The following is a 25913-nucleotide window of genomic DNA, read 5'->3' as shown; positions in this document are numbered from 1 at the left end:
CGATTGGTCCGGCGGCGTCTTCTCACGCTCCGGCAAATGGATTGGTCAGCTCGTTGCAATGCGGTTGCGGCCTTGTGCCTTGGCGGAATAGAGCGCGCTGTCGGCGCGCGCGAGAAACGTGTCGGCAGTATCGTTGTTGCGTAGCGTCACGACGCCGGCGGAAATGGTCACGCTCATGCCGGGCGAGAATGCGCTCCAGTCGAGATCGGCGATGATGCCGCGCAGCCGCTCGAGCATGCGCGATGCGGCCTCGTTTGCGGTGCCGGGCAGCAGCAGCAGGAATTCCTCGCCGCCATAGCGGCCGAAACGGTCGTCGGGCCGGATGTTGGCGAAGATGGTGATGGCGAAGGTGCGCAGCACCTCGTCGCCGACGGGATGGCCGTAGGCGTCGTTGATGCGCTTGAACCAATCGAGGTCGATCAGTGCGATGGCGCAAGGTGCGGCCGCCTGCCGCGACTTTTCCATCTCGGCGTCGAGAAGTCGCATGATGCAGCGGCGGTTGTAGGAGCCGGTCAGCTCGTCGAGCTCGGCGAGCTCCTCGATGCGCCGATAAGCAGCTTTCAGCTCGATGCTGCGCCGGTACAGGATCTTGCGCAGCGTGGCGCCGAACAGGCCGAGGAAGGCGCACTGGCCGATCACCAGCATGAAGCACAGCATCGAGGCGGTCCGCTGCAACCGTGTCGCCACCGGCATGCCGATCGGCAGGTCCGAGCCGAGGAACACGGCCGCAAGCGCCGCGGAGGCGAGGGCCCAGGTCAGCATCGCCTGGGCCGAGGTCATGCGCAGCGTGCCGAATGCGAAGATCAGGAACAGCACGCTGATGAAGGCGATCCCGATCGTCGGCGCCGACACCAGGAATATGAATTGCAGCGCCATATGCGCCGAGATCTGGAACACCGTGAGATAATGGTCGGCGTGCTTGTCGCCGACGCCGGCCTCCGACATCACGACGAAGATGCCGATGATCAAGAGGCCGCCGACCCAGAACAGCGACGGAACGTTCATGTGGACGGTGCCGTCATAGGCGTAGAGCAACAGGACAAGGCCGCCGAGCGAATAGCTCGCGACCTGGCCGATATACATCTGCCGGCGCTGCCGGATCCGCCGCGCCAACATCTCCGGTGCGGCTGCTTCGGGTGCGAGGACGAGATCCGCGACCTCTGCGGCATTCCTCTCCGGAAAGGACGTCGCGGCCGTGCTCATGGTCCCGCCAATGGTGGATGTCAGCCGAAAAAATCTACGTGGCAAGCCTTTAGGTTTGGTATCCTTTTGCACCGAATCCGGGGAACGCGGCGCGGGTGAAGGGTTCGTGCCGCGTGGAATTTTGCAGCCGGTTAGGCATCGCAGGCGATATCGCGGACCAAAGCCGGCCCCGTGCGACATAAGGTGCACAGGGCCGTGTTATGGACGGGGCTCGGCCGGGCCGCATGGCCGGCTCACGGCAAGTCCGCAAGAGAGTGTTTCCGTATTATGTTACCGTTCTGGAGAGAAGCGGCCGACCGCCACGGGTGGGACAAGGAAATTGCGCTTATGTGGGGTAGATCACACAGATCCCCGTATCAGTGCGGTAGCCTGAAGAATTTTACCCCTCTCGTCGAACCGTCCCCTGCATCGACCCGACAAACCTTGCGAGACGGCCTTTGAGCGTGACACAGGCGGCTACGGACGAGGTCCTCATCGCCAGGATCGCCCAAGGTGACCGGCTCGCCATGCAGGTGCTGTACGGGCGGCACCATGTCAGGGTTTACAGGTTCGGGCTCAGGCTCGTGCGGGACGAGCAGACGGCGGAAGACCTCATCAGCGAGGTATTTCTCGACGTCTGGCGTCAAGCCGGCAAGTTCGAGGGCCGATCCGCCGTTTCCACCTGGCTGCTGGCAATCACCCGATTCAAGGCCCTGTCTGCGCTTCGGCGCCGAAAGGATTTTGAGCTGGACGACGAGGCCGCCAATGCAATCGAGGATTCGTCCGACAATCCAGAGACGGCGGTTCAGAAGAAGAACACCAGTGAAGCGTTGCGGGAGTGCCTGACGGGCCTCTCGCCGGACCATCGGGAAATCGTCGATCTCGTCTACTACCACGAGAAGTCCGTGGAAGAGGTGGCTGAGATCGTCGGGATCCCGGAGAACACTGTGAAGACGCGCTTGTTCTATGCGCGCAAGAAACTGGCCGAACTGCTGAAGGCAGCCGGCATTGAGCGAGGCTGGCCATGATGGCGTTGAGCAAGAAGATGCTGGAGCAAGAGCCCAGTGAAATTGAATTGCTGCTGCCGTGGCACGCTGCTGGCACGCTGAACGCGCGCGATGCCCGCCGCGTCGAGGAAGCGCTCGCCAGCGATCCTGCGCTCGCCAGGCAGTATGCGGCGATCCGTGGCGAATACGAAGAGACGATTCATTTGAACGAGAGCCTTGGCGCTCCGTCGGCGCGCGCGATGCAGAAGCTGTTCGCCGCGATTGACGCCGAGCCGGCGCGGGCGACCCGTTCGCTGCCGTTGTCGGCGCGCATTGCCACCTTCTTCGCCAGCCTGTCGCCGCGCGCGCTGGCCTGGTCGGCGAGCCTTGGCGCCATTGCGCTGCTGCTCCAGGCCGGCATCATCGGCGCCGTGCTGATGAAGACCCAGACCTCGACCTTCCAGACCGCATCGCTCTCGACCGGCGCACCGATCACGCGCGAGCTCGGGGCGGCAGCACCTTCGCGGGCGCTGGTGCGCTTCACGCCCGAGGCGCGCGTCGCCGACATCACCGCGCTGCTCGACAGCTACCAGGCCTCGATCATCGGCGATGCCAGGGGCGGCATGTTCCGTCTGCAGTTCGACAAGGCGATGAGCCAGGACGAGCTCACTGCGCTGCTCGGCAGGATGCAGCGCGAGAAGTTCGTCAACCTCGCCGTGGCGGCGCCTTAACCGCGCCGCTGCACCAATGACGCGCAAGTCCGAGAGTCAGTTGCGAGCCGGGGCCTACGCTTCGTCTGCCGGAGCCGCACTCCTGCTCGCCGCCTGCCTCGGCATCGAGGGGACGCACGCCCAGGCGATCATGCGCACGCCGGCCATCAGTGTTCCCTCGCGGACGCCGACGATCTCTCCGGGTGTCGCGGCCAGGGTGATGAGCGTCGACCGCGGTCCTCGGGTCACCCCCGCCATCCCGCATATCTCCACGGCACGGATCGGCTTGACGCCGGTGCTGCCCTATGCGCGCTACTCGCCGAACCTCTACCCGGCCTGCACGGCAGCCTATCGCGACGCCGACGGCGAGTGCCTGGCACAGCCGAACGGAGGCGGCGACGGCTCCGGCAAATCGGCCAGGAAGAGTGCCGGCAAGGGGCGGGGCAATAATACGCCGGTCGCCGTAAATCTGCGCAGCTTCGCCAACGAGTTCGTGGCCGAGATCGACAGTGCGTTGTCGCTGACCGAGGCCGATGAGCTCGCGCGGCGCCACGGCTTGACGCGCGTCTCTTCGGAAAGCTTTCCGCTGATCGGGGCCGCGGTCGGCCTGTTCCGCATCGCCGACGGCCGGCCGTATGAGACGGTGCGGCGCGAATTTGCCGCCGACGGCAGCGTGCGTTCGCTCCAGCCGAACTTCCGTTACGTGCTCCAGGACCAGAAGTCGGCGGTGCCGACCGAGGGCGATCCGGCGCAATATGCGCTGTCGAAGCTGCGCCTGCCGCAAGCCCATACGCTGGCGCACGGTGCCAATGTCACGGTCGCCGTGATCGATTCCGGCATCGATGCCAGGCACCCCGAACTCGCCAACTCCATCGCCGACAATTTCGACGCGCTCGGCAGCAGCGAAGGCCCCCATATCCACGGCACCGGCATTGCGGGGGCCATCGTGGCCCATGCGAAGCTGATGGGCAGCGCGCCGGAAGCGCGCATCATCGCCATTCGCGCCTTCGGCGGCACCAACGGCAGCGCCGAGAGCTCGTCCTACATCGTCCTGCGCTCGCTCAATTACGCAGCCGAGCACGGCGCCCAGATCGTCAATATGAGCTTTGCCGGTCCGAAGGACGCCGTGATCGAGCGTGCGATCGCGGCAACTGCCGCGCGTGGCCTGGTGCTGATCGCGGCCGCCGGCAACGCCGGCGCCAAATCGCCGCCGCTTTATCCCGCCGCCAATCCCAACGTGATCGCGGTCAGTGCGACCGACCAGCAGGACAAGCTGTTCACCGCGTCCAACCGCGGCAATTACATCGCGCTGGCGGCGCCGGGCGTCGACATCTTCCTGCCGGCGCCGGATGGCAAATACCAGATGACGTCGGGCACCTCGTTCTCGGCGGCCTATGTCTCCGGCGTCGCGGCGTTGCTGCTCGAGCGCAACTATGCCCTGAAGCCGGAAGCGTTGCGCATGACGCTGGCGAAGACCGCGCGTGATCTCGGTTCACCCGGGCGTGACGATCTCTTCGGCGACGGTGAGCCCGATGCGTTTGCCGCGGTCATGGCCGTTCCGGCCGGCAGCACGACGCCGGTCGCGGCTGCGTCCGGTACAACTAAACGTGAAGATGCCGAGAAGCGCCGTGACGACCCCGGCATACGCGCGATCGAGCAGCCCTCGCTGTCGAGCGCGGGCGATAAATCCACGGTTTCTCAGGTGGATAGGCCGGCGGCGCGATAGCACCTGCGACGACATTGCGCGTCGGCCAAAGGTTAAAAGATCGAACCCCGCTTTGAACGTTCAGCCGGCTGCCACGACCAATTTATGTGGGAGCGGTCATCCCTCCCCATCAGTCATATCAGGCGCGAGCGCCCATCCACCCCAAGCGCCCATATGGCTTGACCCGTCCGGTTGTCCCCCCGGACGGGTCTTCTCTTTTTGGAGCGTCCGATTTCTTGAAGCGTGATGCGAAATCAGCTTGCGATTGAGCCCGCGGGCACAATCGTCGTGACGACTCCGCAGCGGCACGTGGCAAGTCCGCTATGCTTGCGCGGAGCTTGACTCGAAAAGCCCTGAAAACTCCGCACGACTACGGAATTTCGTGACGACAGTCGTGTCGTTGCTGGACAAGTCAAAACTTTTCCACAAAATATTCATGTCGCTCTTAAATTGATTCGTGTGCGTTGCGTCGCGTCCGTATCTTCTCCTGACGGGCTGATTTATGACTCATCGCCACAGCGCGGCTGGAAGCCGCGAGCTTGCAGCACGCTGGTGCGCTCTCGCCGAACAGCGGCTGGAACATCTCTCCGAAATGTTCGAGACCGGACGCTGGCGCCGCTATCACTCCGAACTAGCATTCCTCGAAAACATCCAGGAAGCCAAGCGCGCGGTCCAGACCTGGCGCGCCCTTGCGAATGGCGGGGACGTCGCCGCGGCGGCCGCGAGCGTGACCTCCGCATTCGGCTGGTCACCCGCGACCATGCCGCGCGTGTTTCCGCGCGAGCAGGCCCAGACCTTGCAGCTCCAGACCTTGCAGCCCAAGGCCTTGCAGCCCAAGGCAGTGCACATCGCGCCCGAGACCGCCGTTCCGGTCAGGCTCGAGCCCGAGCTGGACGTGCTCGCCGAAATCGTCGAGGCACCGATCGCACCGGCCGCCCCAGCTGCACCGGTCGCCCCGACGGCGCCGGCCGCTCCGCCTGCGCCGGTCGTTCGGATGGCGCCAGCCGCGCCGGTGGCGTCGATCGCCTCGTTTCTGCAGACCTTCTCGCCACCCGCCGCCGAAATCGTCGCGGCCCCCGAGCGCGTGGTCGAATTCACCTTCAGCCTCGACGGCATCCAGGCGAAGTACCCGCTGCTGCGGAATACGTTCTAGGGGCGTCCCGTCTACTGCCGCACCGCATTGCCGCCGACCACCACCTGCGCAAAGCGTTGGGCGCCGTCCGCCGACAGGTCCGCCGTCACGGCCCGCGCATGATCGAGGCCGACCACGGCGCCGCGCGGGGTTTCCGAGATCATGTTGTTGTTGACGAGCGCGGTGCCCGCACCCGGCACCACGGAGACGCCGACGCCGGCCAGCGCCTTGCGGATCACGTTGCCCGCGATCACGACGTCACGCAGATATTTGCCCCAGCCGGCGACGATGCCGTAGGACGGCGCGTTCTCGATCACATTGCCTGTCACCGAGGCGTCGGCCTCGATATAGATGCCGACGCCGGCATCGTCGTCGGGCGCGGTCCCGATCGGCCGCTTCGGGATCAGGTTGCGGATGATGTTGCCCTGAACCACCGCGATGCGGCCACCTTCGTTGAAATTGCAGACGGAGACGCCGACGGCGGCGCCATCCACAATGTTGTTGGCGATCATCGCGGCCTCGAATGCGAACTCGGAATAAAGCGCGACCTCGCGCACGTCGCTGACGCTGTTGCCTGATATGTGGATGTTGGAGGCCGAGTTGCCGCGCACGGCGGAGTAGTCGCAGTTCCTGATGCGATTGCCGCGCACGATCACGTTGCCGGCGCGGAAGGCGTTGATGGCGTTGCCGTACTGACCGGAGCCGCCGGGGCCGGCCTTGATGTCCTCGATGCGGTTGTCCGCGACCAGCGTGCCGTCGTCACCGATGGCGGTGCGCAGGATCTCGATGCCGTTGTCGTTGGCACCGACAATGGTGTTGCGGGACACGCTGAGGCCCCTGGCGTCGAACGAGACCACTGCCGTCACGGCGATGTTGGTGAAGATATTGCCGGAGATGTCGCCGGACACCTGCTCGAGCCAGATGCCGCTGCCGCCGGAACCGGTGATCTCGCAATCGGCGATGCGGACGTCGCGGCCACCGAGGACGTGGATCAGGCCGCGCCGCGTCGGCAGCGGAATGCCGCTGCCGTCGAAGGTGAGGCCGGTCAGCCCGATCGAGTCCGATCCGTCGCTCTGGATCGCTGAGGCCCCGCCGGTGAAGATAAGCTTTGTCGCGCCGCGCACGCCGATCAGTTGCGCGCCATTCGGCAGCCGCAGCAGTCCGGTTCGGTAAATTCCGGGCGGCAGCGCCAGCGGCATCTGTGCGCGCGAGGCTTCGTCGATCGCGCGCTGGAGCGCGCGGGTCTGATCCTCGCTGCTGCCGGGCCGCACGCCGTATTGGGTCGCATCGCGGCCGAGCGTGGACGTCAGCGGCGCCGCGCGCGCGGCGTCAACAGGCATGGCGAGCGCACCGGCGATGCCGGCGGTCGATGCTCCAATGAGATGACGGCGATTGAGGTCCATGACGCGTCCTTCGGCGGACGCGGGAGGTGTCCGCGGAGATTAGGTAGCGCAGGGCGGGCGGGGCGGTGAGGATTGTTTGCGGTAGGGTTAAATGTTTACGCAACGGGCGGTGCGGTAGGGCGGGCAAAGCGTAGCGTGCCCACCATTGTCGCCGCGCATATCGTTGCATGGTGGGCACAGCGCAAGGGCGCCTTTGTCCACCCTACGAAACGCGTGCCTTCCTTGCGAGCTGCACCATCTCCATCAGCATCGCTTCCCCGGCATCCACCAATTCGTCCAGCGTAATCCGCGGCGCGCCCTTGCGCCGCATCGCGCCGCTGCGCGCAAGCAGGGGAATGTGGATGAACGCCGCGAGCCCCGGCCCGCCGCCCCTGACGTTCTCGATCGCGCGCCAGCTCAGATAATTGCAGAGATAGGCCCCCGCGTCGCGCGAGGGCCGCGCATCGATGCCGGTGAGGCGTGCGGCGCGCAAGAGCCTTGCCGTGTGCGGGCCGAACGTCATGGCGTCCGCATCACCGGCGATGCCGCGCTTGCTCGAGCGGGTGTTGGCGGCATCGGGCCACAGCATGGTGACGGCGTTGCGCGCGCGGCTCTCGATCCGCAGATACGGCGTGCGGGCAGCGAGGCCGAACATCAGCAGCGCATCCGGCTTCACTTTCGCGAGCACCTCGGGCAATTGCCGGTCGACCGCAGCATAGGTCACCGGAAAGATGTGGCGCGATAGCTCGACATCATCGAACGCGGGACGGCGCAGTTGCGCCAGCCGCGCCACCAGCGGCTGGGTCGGATTATGCGGCGCACCGGGAAAGGGCCCGAAGCCGGTGACGAGAACGCGGAGCTTATCGGACAATGGATATGATCCTCTCGATCCTGTCGGGGACGCTGGCATCCAGTAAACACCGGGACCAGCCGTCTTCCAAGCTCGCGGGTCGTCAGATCTCCGATGCGGCATCGTGCCTGTGGCGCTCGCGGTAGGTCCGCGTCTTTTCCCGGTTGCCACACAAGTTGGATTGGCACCAGCGCCGCGTGCCGGGCTTCGAGCGATCGAAAAACACCCGCTGGCACTCGTCGGCGGCGCACATCTTCAGCCGATCGAGCGTGCCGGCCGAGGCCGCGTCGTACAATTCGGCGACGATCGCCGACAGGCCCGCTTGCGCATCGCTCATCGCCGGCCTGAGTGCAAAACCATCCTTGCCGATGACGGCGACACGCAGTGCAAACGGCTCCATCGCGGCGTTGAGGGGGGCGGTGACGGCTGGCTTGCGATCGCGCTCCACCGGCTCGCATTTGAGGTAGTCGCGGATCGCGGCGCGCAGCCGCAAGGCCGCCTCGAAGGTCTTCTGCGATGGCGCAGCGGTACGTTCCATCAGCCCGTGCTCGCGCATCCACTCGCCGAGGGCGGTGAGATTTTGCAGCTCGTCCGCCTGCCGATGCTGAACACCGTGATGGGTGAAGTGCCGCAGATCCAGCGTGTTGGCGAAATCGTAGAGATTCGCCAATGCGTCGGGGACTTGGAACTTGCGCGATTCTTTCGACATCGAACACCATTTAATCGCTTTTGCTGGTTGACTCAAGACGCCAGTATTTCTATTTTACTGGTGTCCAACGAGAGAACGGAGTTTCATCATGTTGCACGTCAACCATCCCCCGATCTCGACCGAGGAAGCCTCCTACCGGAAATACGTCGAGGTGCTGGATACCCAGATGGCCTATGTCGATGTCGGCGCGGGCGATCCCATCGTGTTCCTGCACGGCGTTCCGACGCCGTCCTATCTCTGGCGGAACATCATTCCCCATCTCTTGCCCTATGGCCGCTGCCTTGCGCCCGACCTCGTCGGCATGGGCAATTCGGGCGCGGCGCCGAACGGCTCCTATCGCTTCGTCGATCACCAACGCTATCTCGACGCCTGGTTCGATGCGCTGGGCCTGACCGAGAATGTCATCCTCGTCGTGCACGACTGGGGCGCCGCGCTCGGCTTTCACTGGGCCCATCGCCACCCGGAGAGGGTCAAGGCGATCGTTTACATGGAAGGCATCGTCCGGCCGTTCCGCTCCTGGGACGAATGGCCCGACGCGACGCGCGCCTTCTTCCAGGGCCAACGGAGTCCGCAAGGGGAGGACCTGATCCTGCAGAAGAACCTGTTCATCGAATATCTGCTGCCGCTGCGCCACATCGCGCCGGAGGCGCTGGAGGTCTATCGCCGCTATTTCCGCAATCCCGGTCCGAGCCGCCAGCCGATGCTGACCTGGACGCGCGAATTGCCGATTGAGGGCGAGCCTGCCGATGTGGTCGCGATCGTCGAGACCTATGCGGATTGGATGTCGAAGAACCGGATCCCGAAACTGTTCATCGATGCCGAGCCGGCGGGCTTCCTGATCGGGGCACAGCGCGAGTTCTGCAGGGCCTGGCCCAATCAGGAGACCGTCCTGGTGAAGGGATCGCACTTCCTGCAGGAGGAGGCGCCTCAGGAGGTCGGCGAGGCGACCGCGCGCTTCGTCTCGAAGGTACTGGCCGGCCAGATCAGTTAGGCAATCGCGAGATTGCGTTGGGTCGCGAGCGCGGACTTCGCCTCATCCCTCCCGCGCTGGGGAGCGGTGAGGCGGCCTCAATGCAGCAGCTTCATGATCTCCTCGGCGGCGAGCGCCGGCGTGAGGTGGCCGTCGGCGACCTCGGATTCGATCTTCTTCACCCTCGCGCGGACGGCCGCCTCGCTGCGCAGCCGCGCCAGCATGCGCTGCTCGAGCATCGACCACATCCACTTCACCTGCTGCTCGCGGCGGCGTGCGCCGAACTCGCCGGACGTGTTCATCGCCTTGCGGTGATCCAAAACCTTCTGCCAGAGATCGGCGATGCCGGTGCCGGCCAGCGCCGAATAGGTGACGACCGGCGGATGCCAATGCGCGGACCTCGGCGCCAGGATGTGCAGCGCGCTGCGATAGTCGGCCGCGGTGATATTGGCGCGCTTGAGATTGTCGCCGTCGGCCTTGTTGATCGCGATCATGTCGGCGAGCTCGACGAGGCCCTTCTTGATGCCTTGCAGCTCGTCACCGCCGCCCGGCAGCATCAGCGCGAGGAAGAAATCGGTCATGTCGCAGACCGCGGTCTCGGACTGTCCGATGCCGACGGTCTCGACCAGCACGACGTCGAAACCGGCCGCCTCGCACAGCAGCATCGCCTCGCGCGTCTTGGCCGCGACGCCGCCGAGTGTGCCTGACGACGGCGAGGGGCGGATGAAGGCATCGTCGGAGGCCGCGAGCCGTGCCATCCGCGTCTTGTCGCCGAGGATCGAGCCGCCGCTGCGTGCCGAGGACGGATCGACCGCGAGCACCGCGACCTTGTTGTCCTGTTCGATCAGATAGGTCCCGAGCGCATCGATGGTGGTGGATTTGCCGACGCCGGGCGAGCCGGTAATGCCGACGCGAACCGCCTTGCCGGTATCGGGCAGGAGCATCTGCACCAGCTCGCGCGCCTGCGCCTGATGATCGCCACGCCGGCTCTCGACCAGCGTGATGGCCCGCGCCAGCGCCGCGCGATGGCCGGTGCGGAGCTCGCGGGCGAGGGCGGTGATGTTGATGGTCTTGCCATTGGTCATCATGGTCTTCGCATCCAGCCGCTAACGGCCCGACATGCGAATGTGTCTTTCAGCGCAAGATTTCATTGGTGGAAGGTGGATTTGAACGATGTCCCAAACGATCTCGGCCTTCGTCATGTGATAGGCATGACGAAGCAGATTTCCGAAGTCGATCATCTTGCGCCAGTCGATATGTGGCTCGGCCCGCTTAAGATCGTCGGGGATGAATCTCGACGCTTCGCAGATGATTTCGAGAAGACGTTCGATCGCCAGCCGGGTCGTTTTCTCGGCGACAAATTGATCGAAGGTAAAGCCCCTCACGGCATTTTCGATGTCAGTGATGGCTTCCAGAATATCCCGCAGCCGGTCTTCCACGGTCGGCGGCATTCAGAATACCTCGATCAGGTCATCCGCGATCCGCTCTGCCATACGCGGTTTCAGCAAATCTCGCATCGATATTTGCACCTGAAGTCCCAGATGTTCCTCAATCAAGTGGAGGGCTTTGAAATGGTCAAACCGCGGCGATTCCTCGCGCGACGTCGTCTCGATCAAAATATCCAGATCGCTATCGGGCCGTGCGTCGCCGCGCGCACGGGATCCAAACAGGTACAGGCGCGTAATGCCGGAAGCCCTCAAGGCGGGTGCAAGCTCCTTCAGCTTCTCAATGAGCGTCTGGGTTGAAATGTCTACGACATCAGTCATGGCCAAATATTAGCACAGGGTCGTCAACCAGCCCAGCGCCGTCGGAGCCCGTTAGGCGCTCCGGCGGGCAGGCAAGGCTCGGCTTAAAGAATGGTGCCGCGATTTCTGCGTTCGGCACGAAATCTCATGGCGCTTTCGCAAAACCGGCCGCTTTCATCGCCTGGCCCATCTGGCTATTCGCCTGGTCCATGAAGGTCTCGAACTGACCGGCATCGCACCAGACGGTGCCAAAACCGCGTCCGGTCATGAAGTCCTTGAAGGCGGGGGAATCGTACACCTTCTTCAAGGCCGCGGTCAGCGTGGTGGCGATATTTGGAGGCAAGCCCTTGGGGCCGCCGATCCCGCGCCATGAGCTGGTGGAATAATCGACGCCGAGCGTCTCCTTCAGCGTCGGGACGTCGGGGAAGATCGGATTGCGCGCGTGCGCCATGATCGCAAGGCTCCGGGCCTGGCCGGCCTCGATGGTGGCGCGCGCTTCGGGCACCGAGCAGGTGGTGAGATCGAGGCTGCCCGCGACCAGATCCTGCATGGCCGGTGCTGCGCCATTCGACGCTGACCAGGCGACCTGATTGGCCGGCAATCCCATCGCCTGCATCCAGCCGACAAGGGCGAGATGCCAGATGCCGCCTTGTCCGGTGCCTGAAGCCTTGAACCGTCCCGGAGGCGCCAGCTTGATGGCGTCCATGAGCTCCTTCACCGTCTTGTATGGCGAGGACGTCGATACCTGGACGCCAGGCGGATCTTCGTTCACCAGCGCCAGCGGCGTAAAATTCCATGGCGTCAGCTGCGTCAGGGCTTGCCAATGCAACATCGCGATTTCCACGGTCAGCGTGCCGATCGTGTAGCCGTCCGGCGCTGCGGCTGCGATCTCGGCATGGCCGACGGCGCCGGATCCGCCGATGCGGTTGACGACGTTGAACGGCTGGCCGAGCTCCTTCTCCAGCAGCGTCGCGACGATGCGCGCGGTCGCATCCGTGCCGCCGCCCGCACCCCACGGCACGATCAAGGTTACCGGCCGCGCCGGATAGGCTTGCGCGCGCGCAGGTGAGAGGAGGGCGGACGTGGCGGCAGCCACAGAAGAAGCCGCGAAAATGCGGCGCGTGATTCCTGGCATAAATGGTCCCGGCGGCGCCCTCGGGAATCGGGCTCGCGTCAATGCAATATGCTACGCGGCTTTGCATGGATGTCGCAAGCGGCCGCCCAACGGCGCCCTGAGCAAGTGTTCCGTCGGAACTTATTGCTGCTCGTCAGCGTCGCCTTTTGGCCGCGCACCGCCGAAGATGCGCGTGCCCTCCGGCGTGAGATAGGGCTTAAATGTCTCCCACGGAACGAATGCGACATATTGGCCCTCGGCGTAGGGGCCGACCGCATAGGGCGGATAATGGAAGGTGAGGCGGGAGCTCTTGCCTGTTTCGGTCGACGGCGCGAGCGTCGCGGCGCCGATCTTGAGCAGGCTCGGCTCGACGCCCTTGAACCATTCATTGGTCGCGGTCTCGCTGGAGTCGCGCTTCTTTTTCTCGATTCTGAGCGAGGCGATCACGGCCTTCGCGATCGTCTTCATGGCGGGGCTGCCATCGGCCGTCTCGGTGAAGAACGGGCGGATCGAGATGCGCTTGCTCTCGGACTTGTCCCACAGGACCGTGTTCACATCCGAATTGGGATGGGCGCCATGGGTGTCCATGTAGTCGTCACGCAGGATGCTCACATAGCGGTCGGCGACGACGGAGCGGATCGAATATTTGCGCTCGAAATCCCAACCGCCGTCCTTGAAGAATTGCGGATCCTGCTTTCGCGAGGTCGCAGCGTCAGCCGCGTTCTTGTCGAGCCATTTCTTGCCGTCAGCGAGGCAATCGGCCGCGAGTGGCGTGTCGGCCTTGATCCTGTCATCAAGGAACACACGCGCCTCGATGTTTCTGTTTTTGACGACGGCGTCGGGCTTGGGGGCGGCGGCGAGGGAGGGCGAGGCAAGGCCGATCGTCGCGACGGCAAAAAGGCTCGCGAGCAATCCTGCCCGCACATTTGCACGATGATATGTCACTTCAATATCCATCAATTCTGCGACGTTCGGACATCGGCGTGAGCGTAGCGATCGCAACATGAACCGGCGCAGAACGCGCGGCGCGAACGCTAGGACGTGAAGATTGGTCGCGGCAGCGCGCCCGCGGGTTTGATAGGAGGCCCCCACGGCGGCGGAATTACTCCGCCGCCTCGCTATGGCCGAGCCGGGCGTTCAGCTTGCGGATCAGCTCCTCGGCTGCGTCCGCGATCACCGTGCCGGGCGGGAAGATCGCTTCCGCGCCGGCGGCATAGAGTGCGTCGTAATCCTGTGGAGGCACCACGCCGCCGACGATGATCATGATGTCCTCGCGGCCCTGCTTCTTCAGCGCGGCCTTGAGCTCCGGTACGGCGGTGAGGTGGGCGGCGGCGAGCGAGGAGACGCCGAGGATGTGGACGTCGTTCTCGACCGCCTGTCTTGCGGCTTCGTCCGCGGTGGCGAACAGCGGCCCGATATCGACATCGAAGCCGATGTCGGCGAAAGCCGAGGCAATCACCTTCTGGCCGCGGTCGTGGCCGTCCTGGCCGATCTTGGCGACCAGGATACGCGGGCGGCGGCCTTCGGCCTCCTCGAACGCGTCGATTAGCGCCTGAACCTTCTCGACCTGATTGCCCATGCTGGACGCCTCCCGCTTGTAGACGCCGGTGATGGATTTGATCTCGGCGCGGTGCCGGCCGAACACTTTCTCCATTGCGTCAGAGATCTCGCCGACGGTCGCCTTGGCCCGTGCCGCGTCGATTGCGAGCGCGAGCAGATTGCCGTTGCCTTCGCCAGCCGAGCGCGTCAACGCGGCGAGCGCGGCCTCGACGTCCTTCTGGCTTCGCTCGGATTTCAGCCGCGCCAGCTTGTCGATCTGGAGCCGGCGAACGTTGGTGTTGTCGACCTTGAGGACGTCGATCGGCGCCTCGTCAGTCGGCTTGTACTTGTTGACGCCGATCACCGCCTGCTTGCCGGCATCGATGTGCGCCTGGGTCTTGGCCGAGGCCTCCTCGATGCGCAGCTTCGGCACGCCGGCCTCGATCGCCTTCGCCATGCCGCCGAGCTCCTCGACCTCCTGGATGTGGCTCCAGGCTTTTGCGGCGAGGTCGCGCGTGAGCCGCTCGACATAATAGGAGCCGCCCCAGGGATCGATGATACGGGTGGTGCCGCTCTCCTGCTGCAGGAACAGCTGGGTGTTGCGGGCGATGCGGGCCGAGAAATCGGTCGGCAGTGCCAAGGCTTCATCGAGCGCATTGGTGTGCAGCGACTGGGTATGACCTTGGGTGGCCGCCATTGCCTCCACCGTCGTGCGCATTACGTTGTTGAAGACATCCTGCGCGGTCAGCGACCAGCCGGAAGTCTGGCAATGCGTGCGCAGTGACAACGAGCGTGGGTCCTTCGGATTGAACGGCTTCAAGAGCTTCGCCCAGAGCAGCCGCGCAGCGCGCAGCTTGGCGACCTCCATGAAGAAGTTCATGCCGATCGCCCAGAAGAACGACAGCCGCGGCGCGAAGCGGTCGACATCCAGGCCTGCGGCAAGACCGGCGCGCAGATATTCGACGCCGTCGGCGAGCGTATAGGCCAGCTCGAGATCCTGCGTCGCACCGGCCTCCTGCATGTGATAGCCGGAAATGGAAATGGAGTTGTATTTCGGCATCTTCTGCGAGGTGTAGGCGAAGATGTCCGAGATGATCCGCATCGAGGGCGCGGGTGGATAGATATAGGTGTTGCGCACCATGAACTCTTTCAGAATGTCATTCTGAATAGTCCCCGAGAGCTTCTCTGGCGGAACGCCTTGTTCCTCGGCGGCGGCAACGTAGAGCGCGAGAATCGGCAGCACCGCGCCGTTCATGGTCATGGAGACGCTCATCTGGTCGAGCGGAATGCCCGCAAACAGCGTGCGCATGTCGTAGATGGAATCGATCGCCACGCCGGCCATGCCGACGTCGCCGCCGACGCGCGGATGATCGCTGTCATAGCCGCGATGGGTGGCGAGATCGAAGGCGACAGAGAGGCCCTTCTGTCCGGCCGCCAGGTTGCGGCGGTAGAACGCGTTGGAGTCCTCCGCCGTGGAGAAGCCGGCATACTGCCTGATAGTCCAGGGCTGGTTGACATACATGGTCGGGTAGGGGCCACGCAGGAACGGCGCGATGCCCGGATAGGTATCGAGGAAATCGAGCCCGGCCAGATCGGCCTCGCCATAGGCCGGCTTCACCAGAATGCCCTCGGGCGTCAGCCACGGCTCGGCGCTGCCGGTCGGGGCGGCGGTTGCGGTCCGCTCGAAGGCAATGTCTGCAAAGTTTGGAATGCGGCTCATGGCTTCAACTCACAGGTGGGCGCTTCGGGCGCTCAATCATGGTCCGGATGCTGATGGCTGACGATGGTCGCCATCTTCTCCGGTCCGTAATTCTGCTGCGTGGTCTGGCTCGGCAGGTTGGCGATACCGACGACCCAGCCGAGCCGGGATTCGGTTCCATATTGCCGTGTCGGTACGACGTGATCCGGGCGGTCGAAGGTTCCAGTCATGATCTCGATACGCGGGCCATCGATGCGGCGGAAGCTGAGCGGCGTGCCGCAGGCAGCGCAGAAATCGCGCATCGCGATCGAGGAGGATTGAAACGCCGACGGCGTGCCCTTGGTCCAGGCAAAGTCGGTTTTCTCGATGTCGGCATAGGAGGCGAATGGCGCGCCCGTCGCCTTCTGGCACATCCGGCAATGACAAATGCTGATCTTGGCGGGTGCCGCCGAGACCGCGAAGCGGATGGCACCGCATTGGCACCCGCCGCTCAGAACTGTCTTGGTTGCGTCGGTCATGCCTGTTCCATCCGTCGGTAGGCGTCGCCCAGCATGGCTTGCGCGTCGGCGCCAGCAAAGATGAAGTCCGTAACGCCCGCCTTGCGCAGGGCCGCCTCGGCCTCTGCCGGTCGGCCTGCCAGATAGATATGTTTGGCGCCCGCGGTTTGCAGGGCCTTGGCGGCGGCTTCGGCATGGTCCGCATAGACCTTGTCATGGGAACAGAGGCAGGCAAGCTCGGCACCCGACGCCTTGAAGGCGGCCGCCAGCTTGGCCGGATCGGCGAAGCCCTCGCTGTCGACGGCCAAAATGCCGCCAGTTTCGAAGAAGCTTTTGGCAAAGGTCGCGCGCGCGGTGAAATCGGCGGCCGTGCCGAGATTGGCCAAAAACACCTTTGGCCGCGCGCCGCGTGCCTTCAGCGCCGCGTCGGATTTGTCGCGCAGCGCCTCGAACGGTTCCGCCAGCCGGATCGGCGGCAGCGCGTCGAACTTGTGTTTCTGTTCGCCATAGGGTGCGAGCGCGACCGGCGTCGCCTTCAGCACCGCCGTCTCGCTCTCATGCAAGTTCGGAAACTCGCTGGCGCCGGTCAGCACCTCGCGGCGCTTTGCGATGTTGGCATCGCGCGCCTTTCGTGCGATTGCGACCTTGCTCTGGAACACGCCCTGCTGAAGCGCGGCAAAGGCGCCACCCGCTTTCTCGGTCTCCTGGAACAGCGCCCAGGCGGCCTCGCAGAGCTGCGCCGTCAGCGTCTCGATGCCGCCTGCGCCTGCCGCGGGATCGCTGACCTTGGCAAGGTTGCTTTCTTCCAGCAGCAGAAGCTGCGTATTGCGCGCCACGCGCCGCGCGAACGGATCGGGCAGCCCGAGTGCCAGCGTATGCGGCAGTACGGTGATGGCATTCGCGCCCGCAAGGCCCGCCGCGAACGTCGCCATGGTCGCGCGCAGCATGTTCACATAGGGGTCGCGCTGCGTCAGCATGCGCCAGGCCGTATCGGCGGCAATGAACAGCGGCTTTGGCATGAGCCCGCACGCCGTCTCGATGCGAGCCCAGAGCAGCCGCAGCGCACGGAACTTGGCCATGGTCAGGAACTGGTCGGCATCGGCTGAGAGCCGCGCATAGACCATGTCTTGCGCCTGCTCCAGCGGGACGCCTGCGCCTTCGATCGCGCGCAAATAGGCGGCGCCGCAGGCGAGCACGAAGGCGAGCTCCTGCACCTCCGATCCGCCGGCATCATGGATCACGCGACCATCGGCGGAAGCAAACGGTCCCTTGAAGCCAAGCGCGGCAAGGCCCTTGAGGCCGCCGGTGACGGCGGGAACGATCTCTTCCCATGTGTAGGGGCTGTGGCCCCACACCGCGCAGGCCGCGAGCGGATCGAGCCCGAAGCGGATGTCGCAGGCTGCAGGATCGATGCCGTTGCTCTTCACATATTCCGCGACATGGATCGCCGCCATCCGCGATTGCGGGCCGACCTGAAGCTCGATGCCGATGCCGGCATCGAGATGAATATCCTTCAGTGCTTTCGCGACCGCATCGGCCGTTGGTTCCAGGCCGAAACCATGGCTGCCATTGCTGCCGGCGAACACCAGCGAAAGCCCTGTCGCCCCGTTCTCCAGATCGGTCAGTGCCTGCGCGTTCGCGGCCACCGCGTCGGGATGATCAACCCGCTGCATGATCTGCCACGGCGCTGCCGCCGGCCGTCCTGCCACCAGCGCAGCGTCCTTGGCGCGCGGATACAGCGGCTCGATCCTCACGCCGTCATAGGTCTTGCCGACCAGCTTCTCGAACGGCGCGCCCTTGAGCACGCCGTCGACCAGCTTGCGCCAGTCCGCGTCCGTCGCCTTGGGAAAATCGGCCGCCAGCGGCAGATTGTCAGTCACGGAGGTCATACGGCCAAGGGCTCCCAAACGTCTCGTTATTCGCAGGCGAAATTGCCACGGCCGGCCGTCCCTGCAAACGGTTGTTTTTGGTTAACCGGTATCCGGAAGCCGCTCAATGCCTTGCGTCGAGACGCTGGCGAGGCCGTCACGCACGCGGATGCCCGAGATCACGCGGTCGGGCGCGATTTCGGCCAGCGGCACCAGCACGAAGGCGCGCTCGAACAGCCGCGGATGCGGCAGGGTCAGGTCGGGCTTCTGAAACGACACATCGTCATAGGCGATCATGTCGAGATCGAGCGTGCGCGGACCCCAGCGCCGATCCTTGTCGCGCGTGCGGCCGAACTTCTGCTCGACTTTCTGCATAACGAACAATAGCGCGTGCGGATCGAGGTCGGTCTCGATCTCGACGCAGGCATTGATGAAAGGATCCTGGTCCTCGTCGCCCCAGGGCGGCGTGGTGTAGTCCGACGAACGCGCGATCACCGTGGCTTGCGCCATGCCGCAGATATGGGCGATCGCCTTGCGGAATGTCGCGCGGACGTCGCCGACATTGCCGCCGAGTGCGATCAGCACGCTCGCCATGTCAGGGGTGCCGCGAGCGGGTCAGCATGATGCCGACGTCGTCGAAGATCGCGGCGATCGGCGCGTGCGGCTTGTGCACGGTGATCTTGACGGCACGGATGCGCGGGAAGTGCGACAGGATGGCGTCGGCGACAGCGCCCGCGGCACGCTCCAGCAGCTTGTAATTGGTGTTCTTGAACGCTGCCGTCGTGGTCGCCACCACATCGGCATAGGAGACGGTGTCGGCGAGGCGATCGCTGCGCGAGGGCTCCGACAGGTCGGTGTAGAGCTCGAGGTCGATGACAAAGCGCTGGCCGACTTCGGTTTCGTGATCCATCACGCCATGGCGTGCATGGATCGACAGGCCGGTCACGAAGATCGTATCGGTCATTGCTTGCTCTCGATTGCGTTTGCGACCCGCAGGGCCTGCAAGGTTTCGGCGACGTCATGGGTCCGGATGATTTTCGCGCCCTTCTGCGCGGCGATCAGATGCGCGGCGATCGATCCGGCGAGCCGCTCTTTCGGCTCTGACGGCGACACCGAGGCGATGAAGCGTTTTCGCGAGGCGCCGACCAGCACTGGCAGGCCGAACATGTCGAGTTCGCGTAGCCGCGCCAGCGCGATCATGCTCTGCTCGGCGGTCTTGCCGAAGCCGATGCCGGGATCCAGCACGATCTTTGCGCGTGCGATGCCGGCCTTGGCGGCGATGTCGAGCGAGCGCAGGAAGAACGCCTTCATGTCCGTGACGATGTCGATGGCGGAATCGACGCTGTCACGGTTGTGCATGACGATGACGGGGACGCCTCTTGCGGCGACCAGCGGCGCCATGCCGGCGTCGCGCTGCAATCCCCAGACGTCGTTGGCGATGGCCACGCCCTGGTCGAGCGCGAAGGCCACGACCTCCGCCTTCATGCTGTCGATCGATACGGGGACGCCGAGCGCGACGATTGCCGATAGCACCGGCCTCAGCCGGGCAAGCTCGTCCGCCACTGTCACCGGCTGGGCGCCCTTGTAGGGCCGGGTGGATTCGGCGCCGATATCGATGATATCGACGCCGGCCTCGATCATCGCCCGCGCCCGTGCCAGCGCCTGGTCCGGTGCGATGAAGTCGCCGCCGTCGGAGAAGGAATCCGGCGTCACGTTGAGCACGCCCATCACCGCCGGCAGAGGCCGTTCCAGCAGCGTCCGCAGCGCGTCAGGCCCGGCCGAGCCGGCCGGCGGGACGGATGGGGAGGGCGAGGCATTCATGCCGCCCGCTTTAGCGGTCGGGGAGGGGGAGTCAAGACCAACACCCTAGCTGTCATTGCCCGCGAAGAAGGCGGGCAATCCAGTATTCCGAGGCGGTGCGGTGATACGGAGGAGCCGCGGCGTACTGGATCCCCCGCCCCAGTGCGCAAGTGCGCACAAGGCGGGGCATGACATCGAGAGCTAACGCTGCAGGTCATCGCCCAAGAGAGGACGCCCTAATACGTAATCTTCGGCGACAGCTTCTTGGCCTTGGCGATGATGTCGCCGACCGACTTCTCGGAAGGAAGGATGCGGACGAGCTTCCTCCGATCGTTCGCTTCGCGCATGCTCTGCGCCAATCTCACCGGATTCCGATAGGCGAGCTCGCGCACCGTGGTGACGCCGGCGGCGCGGACCAGGCCGACCTTGGCCCGGCCCATGCCGGGAATGCGCATGTAGTCGGAGACGTTGGCCCACTCCAGCAGCAGCTGCTCGCTGATGCCGGTCTTGGCCGAGAGCGCCTTGCGGCCCTTGGCGGTGCTCGCGGCTTCCAGCAGCGCGTCGGTGGTGCGGATTCCCTGCGCCTTCAACTTGTTGGCGGCAAAGGCTGGCAGGCCCTCAATCTCGGAAATCGAATATGTCATGATACTCGATATAAAAAGCGTGGCTCTCAGGCGAACTGGCTGAGGCCCGGCGTCCCCGCAATGATCTTGCCCATCTGATCCGCTCCGATTTTGTCTCGGCCGTAGCGGAAAAGTTCACGGGCAATGGTCTGGATGTCGGACATGCCAAGCCCAAGGCCCATCAGGCGCGTGCCGACGGCCATCAGGCCGCCGCCCATCAGCCGCGACAGTCCGCCGCCGCTCGTGGACGCTTCGATCGCGCCTTCTGCGCCAGGGATCTGGTCGATCAGGGCCTGCACGCTGTCAGAAGGACCCTCGCTGCGGAGGAATCCCAGGATAATGCCGACGGTCTTTTCAGCGACAGCACTATCTATGCTGGCGTTTGTCGCCAGCCGTCCGATCAGCTCGTCCATATGGGCCGCCCCTCAGCCGGTTCACATGCCGGAGATTTATTTCGAAAACTGATCTTGAGCCGGTGTGATGTGAAATACAAGCTATGAACGGAGGCGAACATGCGATTCATCTTCGAACGCGCGTAAAGTGTTGCAGCGTTGCAAGACCGGGGAACGAATCCGTGAAAAATTGCCGCGATGCGAATGTATCACTCCGACTTTTGGCGCATGCCGCGCGCGTAGTCTCCGACGATGTCGCATGTCCGCGCCGCCTTGAACGGTTTCAATCGGCTTGCGACATGAGTTAAACTACGGAACTGGTGAGTTCGAGTTTCAATATGCGAAACCAACGATAGAGAGAGTAATGACGGCGCAGGACAACAAGCTCGGCGATACCGACGGCAAGATATTTGTCGGCAAGGGAGACGAGCAGGCCTGGTTGACGCTGGCGCTCGCCAATCGCCACGGCCTCGTCACCGGCGCGACCGGAACGGGCAAGACGGTCACGCTGCAGGTAATGGCGGAAGGATTTGCGCGGGCCGGCGTTCCGGTGTTCGCCGCCGACATCAAGGGCGACCTCTCCGGCATCTCCGAGGTCGGGGAGGCAAAAGATTTCATCGTCAAGCGTGCGACCGAGATGGGGCTGACGTTCCAGCCCGACCAGTTCTCGACGGTGTTCTGGGATGTGTTCGGTGAGCAGGGCCATCCGGTGCGAGCCACCATCACCGAGATGGGGCCGCTGTTGCTGGCGCGCATGCTCGATCTCAACGACGTGCAGGAGGGCGTGCTCAACGTTGCCTTCCGCGTCGCCGACGACAACGGTCTTGCTCTGATCGACATGAAGGATCTGCGGGCTTTGCTGGACGCCATCGTGCCCGACGGCGGCAAGAAGGAGCCGGACGCGGACGATGATCCGCTCGCGCCGATCCGGAAGGCGGCCCAGGGTTTTGGCAACGTCACCAAGGCCACAATCGGCACTATCCAGCGCCAGCTCCTGGTGTTGGAGAACCAGGGCGCCACAAAATTCTTCGGCGAGCCGGCGCTGACCTTGAAGGACTTCATGAAGACCGACCGCGACGGCCGCGGCACGGTCAACATCCTCGTCGCCGACAAGCTGATGCAGAGCCCGCGGCTTTACGCGACATTCCTGCTGTGGATGCTGTCGGAGCTGTTCGAGGAATTGCCCGAGGCCGGCGACCTTCCCAAGCCCAAGCTGGTGTTCTTCTTCGACGAGGCGCATCTGTTGTTCAACGACGCCCCGAAGGCGCTGATGGACAAGATCGAGCAGGTGGTCCGCCTGATCCGCTCCAAGGGGGTCGGCGTCTATTTCGTTACGCAAAACCCCATCGACGTGCCCGACCGCGTGCTCGGGCAAATGGGCAACCGGGTGCAGCATGCGTTGCGCGCCTTCACCCCGCGCGACCAGAAGGCGGTCGCCGCCGCGGCCCAGACCTTCCGGCCCAACCCGAAGCTCGACACCACCAAGGTGATCATGGAGCTCGGCAAGGGCGAGGCGCTGGTGTCGTTCCTCGAAGGCAACGGCACGCCGGCGATGGTCGAGCGGGTGATGATCCGTCCCCCATCGGCCCGCATTGGGCCGATCAGCCCGGAGGAGCGCAAGGCGATCATGGATGCGAGCCCGGTGAAGGGCAAATACGACACCGCGATCGATTCCGAGTCCGCCTATGAGATCCTTCAGAAGCGCATCGCCGGCACCGCGGCGCCGGCCGATGGCCAGGCGGGCGGAGGCGGTGGCGGCATCCTCGGCCAGATCGGCTCGATCGTCGGCACCATCTTCGGCACCCACACCGGACGTAACCGGCTGACGACGGGACAACGCATCGCGCGCGATGTCACGCGCACGGTCACCGGCAAGGTGGTCGGCGGCGTCGTGGCCGATCTCGGCAAATCGGTCGGCGGCCAGCTGGGCGGCTCGGTCGGCCGTGCGCTCGTCCGCGGCGCGCTCGGCGGATTGCTGCGAAGGTAGGCATAACGCGCCGGTTGCAGGCCAGTGGTCCGTAACGCCACTCAGGTGGCGGGGGAAAGAGCATCTTTGCCAGCTACAAATTCGGGTGAGGGGGGACTCTCCAAGCGTCCGTCGGTCTGCTACGTGCTATATGTTTCCGACGGGACATCATGTGACATCACCGAATTCATCAGACAAACCGGGCGCGCTTCGAACTCTCTCGCTGCGCAGGCCGCTCGACCTGCTCTTCTTGTTTTGCTGCTTGATCCTGACTGCGGATGTCCTCGGTCCGGAGATCTTCGGTCATGGCAAAACCAAGGACTATGCGCTGTGGTACTGGGCCGGGCAGCAGGTGCTGCATGGCGGCGCGCTCTATCCCAGCGAAATGGATCACCCGTTCGAGTTCATCTATCCGCCGCTGCCGGCGATCCTGCTGGCGATCCCGAGCTGGTTCGGCAAGATCCCGCTCTACATCGTGCTGTCGATCCTGAATGGGGTGGCATGGTGGTACACGAGCATTCTCTCCAATGCCATGACCGGCTCGGATCGCGAGCCGGGCCCGTGGCTCGAAGCACTGCCGGTGGTCGTCACCGTCTCCTTCGCGTTCGACATGTTCGATCTCGGTCAGCCGAACCTCGTTCTGCTGGTGATGATGCTCTACGGCTTCTGGAGCCTCCAGCATCGACGGTCCTGGCTCGCGGGCTTCATGTTCGCGCTCGCCGCCGCCATCAAGGTGTTTCCGATCGCCGTGCTGCCTTATCTGGTCTGGCGCCGGCAATGGGCGGCGGTCGTCAGCATGCTCGCCTTCATCGGCATCCTGCTCTATCTCGTGCCGGCGCCGATCCGCGGCTTCGAGCGCAACGCCGCCGAGCTCAACACCTGGTACCGGGGCATGGTTGGCTCGAGTTCGGAAAAGGGCTTTGGTCAGCGCGACGAGCAGAACTGGTCGTGGGTCAACCAGTCCGTCATCGCGGTGACGCACCGGCTGGTCAGGCCGATCAACTACAATCTGGACGATCCCGGCAAGCCGGCGCGCACGATGAATGTCATCGACGTCGACTACAAGACGGCGAACTGGATCGTGCTTGCGGTATCGGCGTTGCTCGGGCTCGGCTTCATCGCGGTCATTCCGCGGCAAGCGCGGCGAACGGCGCGATCGGACGCCGAGGAACTCGGCATCCTGTTCTGCCTGATGACGATCGCCTCGCCGCTGGCGCGACAATATTACTTCATGTGGCTGTTCCTGCCGCTGACGGTGCTGATACATCGGGCCGCCTTCGACCTGCGGCCGAATGTGCGGCTGGGAACCGTGCTCGCGCTTGGCGCTGCTGGCATCCTCATGCTGCTGTCGCTGCCGCCGTTTCCCAACGCCATCCAGGCCTGGGGTAACAACCTCATCGCGACGGCGATTCTCGCAGTTAGCCTTGCCTGGCACATCCGGCATCCGCCGGTTGCGGCTAGCTCCGACGCCGCGGCAGGGTTAAAACCACAACCATCTTGAGGTTAGAAAAGTGGGACATCCGGCCATGGCCAATGCGCAACTTCAATCCGTGCTCGACCACATCGACAAGGACTTTGATAACAGTCTCGAGCGCCTGTTCTCGCTGTTGCGGATCAAGTCGATTTCCGCAGATCCGGCCTATGCCGGGGATTGCAAGGCGGCGGCCGAGCATCTGGCCAAGGACATTGCGAGCCTCGGCGTCGCGACCGAAGTGAGGCCGACCGCCGGCCATCCTGCCGTCGTCGGCAAGGCCAAGGCGGACGACAAGGCGGGCGGACGGCCGCATGTGATCTTCTACGGCCATTACGACGTGCAGCCGGTCGATCCGCTCGAGCTCTGGCACCGTCCTCCGTTCGAGCCCGCCGTCGCCGATCATGCCGACGGCCGCAAGATCATCGTCGCGCGCGGCGCCGAGGACGACAAGGGTCAAGTGATGACCTTCGTCGAAGCCTGCCGCGCCTGGAAGAAAGTCACGGGCTCGCTGCCGATCGACATCACCTTCCTGATCGAAGGCGAGGAGGAGGTCGGCTCCAAGAACTTCGTGCCGTTCGTCGAGGCCAACAAGGACGAGTTCAAAGCCGATTACGTGCTGGTTTGCGACACCGGCATGTGGGACCCGGAAACGCCGGCGATTACGACGGCGCTGCGCGGCCTGCTGTATGAAGAGGTGAAGATCACCGCCGCCAGCCGCGATTTGCATTCCGGCGTATTCGGCGGCACGGCGATGAACCCGATCCGGGTGCTGACCAGGATTCTCGGCGGTTTGTTCGACGATGACAACCGCATCACCATTCCCGGCTTCTATGACGGCGTAAAGGACACGCCGCCGGAGATCCTGGAGCAGTGGAAGAAGCTCACCTTCACGCCGGAGTCGTTCCTCAAGCCGGTCGGCTTGTCGATCCCGGCTGGCGAGAAGGGGCGGCTGATGGTCGAGCAGGCCTCCACGCGTCCGACCTGCGACGTCAACGGCATCTGGGGCGGCTATATCGGCGAGGGCTCCAAGACGGTGATCCCGTCGCACGCCTCGGCAAAAGTCTCGTTCCGGCTGGTCCAGGGGCAGGACCCCCAGACCATCCGCAAGGCCTTCCGCGACTACGTGACCGCCCGGATTCCGGGCGACTGCAAGGTTGCGTTCGGCGACCATTCCGCCGCGCCCGCCGTGGCGCTCGACTGGAACATGAAGCCGCTTGCCGCCGCGAGGCAAGCGCTGACCGAGGAATGGGGCAAGGAGACTGTGCTGATGGGCTCCGGCGCCTCGATCCCGATCGTCGCCGATTTCAAGCGCGCGCTTGGGCTGGATTCGCTGCTCGTCGGCTTTGGCCTGGACGACGACAACATTCACTCGCCGAACGAGAAGTACGATCTGCGCAGCTTCCAGAAGGGCATCCGCTCCTGGGCACGGATCCTCGCGGCGCTCGCGGAGGTGAAGTAGGGCATGAAAACTCTATCCTCGTCATTGCGAGCGAAGCGAAGCAATCCAGAATCCCTCCGCGGGCGCAGTCTGGATTGCTTCGTCGCATCGGCGCAAAATTGCTTCGCAATT

Annotated in this window: 25 protein-coding genes; 8 read left to right on the top strand and 17 right to left on the bottom strand. The window is 64.5% G+C overall.

Features of this window, described 5'->3' with window-relative positions; genetic code table 11:
- Window positions 1-45: 45 nt before the first annotated feature.
- The gene (locus FXB38_RS17225; RefSeq protein ID WP_148752056.1) at window positions 46-1203 is read right to left on the bottom strand and encodes a GGDEF domain-containing protein; all 1158 of its coding nucleotides are present in this window, start codon (window positions 1201-1203) and stop codon (window positions 46-48) included.
- Between the two features lie 437 nt (window positions 1204-1640).
- Between FXB38_RS17225 and FXB38_RS17220 the strand changes: the two genes are divergently transcribed.
- The 4 genes from FXB38_RS17220 to FXB38_RS17205 all read left to right on the top strand — a co-directional run bounded on the left by FXB38_RS17220 (window position 1641) and on the right by FXB38_RS17205 (window position 5736).
- Window positions 1641-2210, top strand: a complete 570-nt coding sequence (locus FXB38_RS17220) for a sigma-70 family RNA polymerase sigma factor (protein ID WP_027533902.1) — start codon at window positions 1641-1643, stop codon at window positions 2208-2210.
- Window positions 2207-2899 (top strand): hypothetical protein, encoded by a 693-nt coding sequence (locus tag FXB38_RS17215; RefSeq protein ID WP_148752055.1) that lies wholly within the window; start codon window positions 2207-2209, stop codon window positions 2897-2899. The genes FXB38_RS17220 and FXB38_RS17215 overlap by 4 nt, the downstream gene beginning before the upstream one ends.
- Before the next feature lie 16 nt (window positions 2900-2915).
- Entirely contained in the window at window positions 2916-4604 is a 1689-nt protein-coding gene (locus tag FXB38_RS17210) for a S8 family serine peptidase (protein WP_148752054.1), read from the top strand.
- Window positions 4605-5085: 481 nt separating this feature from the next.
- Complete coding sequence (locus tag FXB38_RS17205) at window positions 5086-5736, top strand: TIGR03809 family protein (protein WP_148752053.1); 651 nt, start codon at window positions 5086-5088, stop codon at window positions 5734-5736.
- An 11-nt stretch (window positions 5737-5747) separates the two neighbouring features.
- Here the strand turns inward: FXB38_RS17205 and FXB38_RS17200 are convergent, their stop codons facing one another.
- The 3 genes from FXB38_RS17200 to FXB38_RS17190 all read right to left on the bottom strand — a co-directional run bounded on the left by FXB38_RS17200 (window position 5748) and on the right by FXB38_RS17190 (window position 8656).
- Entirely contained in the window at window positions 5748-7118 is a 1371-nt protein-coding gene (locus tag FXB38_RS17200; RefSeq protein ID WP_148752052.1) for a TIGR03808 family TAT-translocated repetitive protein, read from the bottom strand.
- 202 nt (window positions 7119-7320) lie between these two features.
- On the bottom strand, window positions 7321-7968 hold the full coding sequence (locus tag FXB38_RS17195) for a pyroglutamyl-peptidase I (protein WP_148752051.1): 648 nt from the start codon (window positions 7966-7968) through the stop codon (window positions 7321-7323).
- Between the two features lie 82 nt (window positions 7969-8050).
- Complete coding sequence (locus tag FXB38_RS17190) at window positions 8051-8656, bottom strand: CGNR zinc finger domain-containing protein (RefSeq protein ID WP_148752050.1); 606 nt, start codon at window positions 8654-8656, stop codon at window positions 8051-8053.
- Window positions 8657-8744: 88 nt separating this feature from the next.
- Here FXB38_RS17190 and FXB38_RS17185 point away from each other — a divergent pair, with 88 nt between their 5' ends.
- Window positions 8745-9647 (top strand): haloalkane dehalogenase, encoded by a 903-nt coding sequence (locus tag FXB38_RS17185; RefSeq protein WP_148752049.1) that lies wholly within the window; start codon window positions 8745-8747, stop codon window positions 9645-9647.
- Between the two features lie 77 nt (window positions 9648-9724).
- Here the strand turns inward: FXB38_RS17185 and meaB are convergent, their stop codons facing one another.
- The 13 genes from meaB to FXB38_RS17120 form a co-directional block, all read right to left on the bottom strand.
- A complete protein-coding gene (gene meaB / locus FXB38_RS17180) occupies window positions 9725-10711 on the bottom strand; it encodes a methylmalonyl Co-A mutase-associated GTPase MeaB (RefSeq protein WP_148752132.1) in 987 nt (328 codons plus the stop codon).
- A 21-nt stretch (window positions 10712-10732) separates the two neighbouring features.
- Window positions 10733-11077, bottom strand: a complete 345-nt coding sequence (locus FXB38_RS17175; protein ID WP_148752048.1) for a HepT-like ribonuclease domain-containing protein — start codon at window positions 11075-11077, stop codon at window positions 10733-10735.
- Window positions 11078-11392, bottom strand: coding sequence for a nucleotidyltransferase family protein (locus tag FXB38_RS17170; RefSeq protein WP_148752047.1), 315 nt, complete (start codon window positions 11390-11392; stop codon window positions 11078-11080).
- A gap of 124 nt (window positions 11393-11516) precedes the next feature.
- Complete coding sequence (locus FXB38_RS17165) at window positions 11517-12506, bottom strand: tripartite tricarboxylate transporter substrate binding protein (protein ID WP_148752046.1); 990 nt, start codon at window positions 12504-12506, stop codon at window positions 11517-11519.
- A 120-nt stretch (window positions 12507-12626) separates the two neighbouring features.
- Window positions 12627-13430: an RsiV family protein gene (locus FXB38_RS17160; protein ID WP_430640176.1), complete on the bottom strand. Its 804-nt coding sequence runs from the start codon at window positions 13428-13430 to the stop codon at window positions 12627-12629.
- Between the two features lie 157 nt (window positions 13431-13587).
- Window positions 13588-15744, bottom strand: coding sequence for a methylmalonyl-CoA mutase (gene scpA / locus FXB38_RS17155; RefSeq protein WP_148752044.1), 2157 nt, complete (start codon window positions 15742-15744; stop codon window positions 13588-13590).
- A 32-nt stretch (window positions 15745-15776) separates the two neighbouring features.
- Window positions 15777-16241: a GFA family protein gene (locus FXB38_RS17150; protein WP_148752043.1), complete on the bottom strand. Its 465-nt coding sequence runs from the start codon at window positions 16239-16241 to the stop codon at window positions 15777-15779.
- A complete protein-coding gene (locus tag FXB38_RS17145; protein ID WP_148752042.1) occupies window positions 16238-18109 on the bottom strand; it encodes a methylmalonyl-CoA mutase family protein in 1872 nt (623 codons plus the stop codon). The genes FXB38_RS17150 and FXB38_RS17145 overlap by 4 nt, the downstream gene beginning before the upstream one ends.
- A gap of 81 nt (window positions 18110-18190) precedes the next feature.
- Entirely contained in the window at window positions 18191-18682 is a 492-nt protein-coding gene (gene folK, locus FXB38_RS17140; protein ID WP_148752041.1) for a 2-amino-4-hydroxy-6-hydroxymethyldihydropteridine diphosphokinase, read from the bottom strand.
- Window position 18683: 1 nt separating this feature from the next.
- The gene (gene folB / locus FXB38_RS17135) at window positions 18684-19052 is read right to left on the bottom strand and encodes a dihydroneopterin aldolase (protein ID WP_027533885.1); all 369 of its coding nucleotides are present in this window, start codon (window positions 19050-19052) and stop codon (window positions 18684-18686) included.
- Window positions 19049-19909: a dihydropteroate synthase gene (gene folP / locus FXB38_RS17130; protein WP_148752040.1), complete on the bottom strand. Its 861-nt coding sequence runs from the start codon at window positions 19907-19909 to the stop codon at window positions 19049-19051. Before folP ends, folB begins: the two co-directional genes overlap by 4 nt.
- A 215-nt stretch (window positions 19910-20124) precedes the next feature.
- On the bottom strand, window positions 20125-20532 hold the full coding sequence (locus FXB38_RS17125) for a DUF4332 domain-containing protein (RefSeq protein WP_148752039.1): 408 nt from the start codon (window positions 20530-20532) through the stop codon (window positions 20125-20127).
- Window positions 20533-20558: 26 nt separating this feature from the next.
- Complete coding sequence (locus tag FXB38_RS17120; RefSeq protein ID WP_148752038.1) at window positions 20559-20924, bottom strand: DUF2267 domain-containing protein; 366 nt, start codon at window positions 20922-20924, stop codon at window positions 20559-20561.
- A gap of 343 nt (window positions 20925-21267) precedes the next feature.
- On the opposite strand from FXB38_RS17120, the gene FXB38_RS17115 reads away from it, so the two are divergent.
- From FXB38_RS17115 to FXB38_RS17105, 3 genes are all read left to right on the top strand, one after another.
- Window positions 21268-22890: a helicase HerA-like domain-containing protein gene (locus tag FXB38_RS17115; protein ID WP_148752037.1), complete on the top strand. Its 1623-nt coding sequence runs from the start codon at window positions 21268-21270 to the stop codon at window positions 22888-22890.
- Window positions 22891-23041: 151 nt separating this feature from the next.
- Window positions 23042-24370 carry a glycosyltransferase family 87 protein gene (locus FXB38_RS17110; RefSeq protein WP_246229943.1) on the top strand — a complete coding sequence of 443 codons (1329 nt, stop codon included), beginning with the start codon at window positions 23042-23044 and terminating at the stop codon, window positions 24368-24370.
- Between the two features lie 25 nt (window positions 24371-24395).
- A complete protein-coding gene (locus FXB38_RS17105; protein WP_148752035.1) occupies window positions 24396-25802 on the top strand; it encodes a M20/M25/M40 family metallo-hydrolase in 1407 nt (468 codons plus the stop codon).
- Window positions 25803-25913: the final 111 nt, after the last annotated feature.

This window comes from Bradyrhizobium cytisi (assembly GCF_008123515.1).
Taxonomy (GTDB): domain Bacteria; phylum Pseudomonadota; class Alphaproteobacteria; order Rhizobiales; family Xanthobacteraceae; genus Bradyrhizobium; species Bradyrhizobium cytisi.
This window is presented reverse-complemented; position numbering and strand designations above follow the sequence as displayed.

Coding starts and splice junctions, on each gene's coding strand:
- FXB38_RS17225 (WP_148752056.1), bottom strand. CDS start 1,203: ATGAGCACGGCCGCGACGTCCTTTCCGGAGAGGAATGCCGCAGAGGTC.
- FXB38_RS17215 (WP_148752055.1), top strand. CDS start 2,207: ATGATGGCGTTGAGCAAGAAGATGCTGGAGCAAGAGCCCAGTGAAATT.
- FXB38_RS17210 (WP_148752054.1), top strand. CDS start 2,916: ATGACGCGCAAGTCCGAGAGTCAGTTGCGAGCCGGGGCCTACGCTTCG.
- FXB38_RS17205 (WP_148752053.1), top strand. CDS start 5,086: ATGACTCATCGCCACAGCGCGGCTGGAAGCCGCGAGCTTGCAGCACGC.
- FXB38_RS17200 (WP_148752052.1), bottom strand. CDS start 7,118: ATGGACCTCAATCGCCGTCATCTCATTGGAGCATCGACCGCCGGCATC.
- FXB38_RS17190 (WP_148752050.1), bottom strand. CDS start 8,656: ATGTCGAAAGAATCGCGCAAGTTCCAAGTCCCCGACGCATTGGCGAAT.
- FXB38_RS17185 (WP_148752049.1), top strand. CDS start 8,745: ATGTTGCACGTCAACCATCCCCCGATCTCGACCGAGGAAGCCTCCTAC.
- meaB (WP_148752132.1), bottom strand. CDS start 10,711: ATGACCAATGGCAAGACCATCAACATCACCGCCCTCGCCCGCGAGCTC.
- FXB38_RS17175 (WP_148752048.1), bottom strand. CDS start 11,077: ATGCCGCCGACCGTGGAAGACCGGCTGCGGGATATTCTGGAAGCCATC.
- FXB38_RS17170 (WP_148752047.1), bottom strand. CDS start 11,392: ATGACTGATGTCGTAGACATTTCAACCCAGACGCTCATTGAGAAGCTG.
- FXB38_RS17165 (WP_148752046.1), bottom strand. CDS start 12,506: ATGCCAGGAATCACGCGCCGCATTTTCGCGGCTTCTTCTGTGGCTGCC.
- scpA (WP_148752044.1), bottom strand. CDS start 15,744: ATGAGCCGCATTCCAAACTTTGCAGACATTGCCTTCGAGCGGACCGCA.
- FXB38_RS17150 (WP_148752043.1), bottom strand. CDS start 16,241: ATGACCGACGCAACCAAGACAGTTCTGAGCGGCGGGTGCCAATGCGGT.
- FXB38_RS17145 (WP_148752042.1), bottom strand. CDS start 18,109: ATGACCTCCGTGACTGACAATCTGCCGCTGGCGGCCGATTTTCCCAAG.
- folK (WP_148752041.1), bottom strand. CDS start 18,682: ATGGCGAGCGTGCTGATCGCACTCGGCGGCAATGTCGGCGACGTCCGC.
- folB (WP_027533885.1), bottom strand. CDS start 19,052: ATGACCGATACGATCTTCGTGACCGGCCTGTCGATCCATGCACGCCAT.
- folP (WP_148752040.1), bottom strand. CDS start 19,909: ATGAATGCCTCGCCCTCCCCATCCGTCCCGCCGGCCGGCTCGGCCGGG.
- FXB38_RS17125 (WP_148752039.1), bottom strand. CDS start 20,532: ATGACATATTCGATTTCCGAGATTGAGGGCCTGCCAGCCTTTGCCGCC.
- FXB38_RS17120 (WP_148752038.1), bottom strand. CDS start 20,924: ATGGACGAGCTGATCGGACGGCTGGCGACAAACGCCAGCATAGATAGT.
- FXB38_RS17115 (WP_148752037.1), top strand. CDS start 21,268: ATGACGGCGCAGGACAACAAGCTCGGCGATACCGACGGCAAGATATTT.
- FXB38_RS17105 (WP_148752035.1), top strand. CDS start 24,396: ATGGCCAATGCGCAACTTCAATCCGTGCTCGACCACATCGACAAGGAC.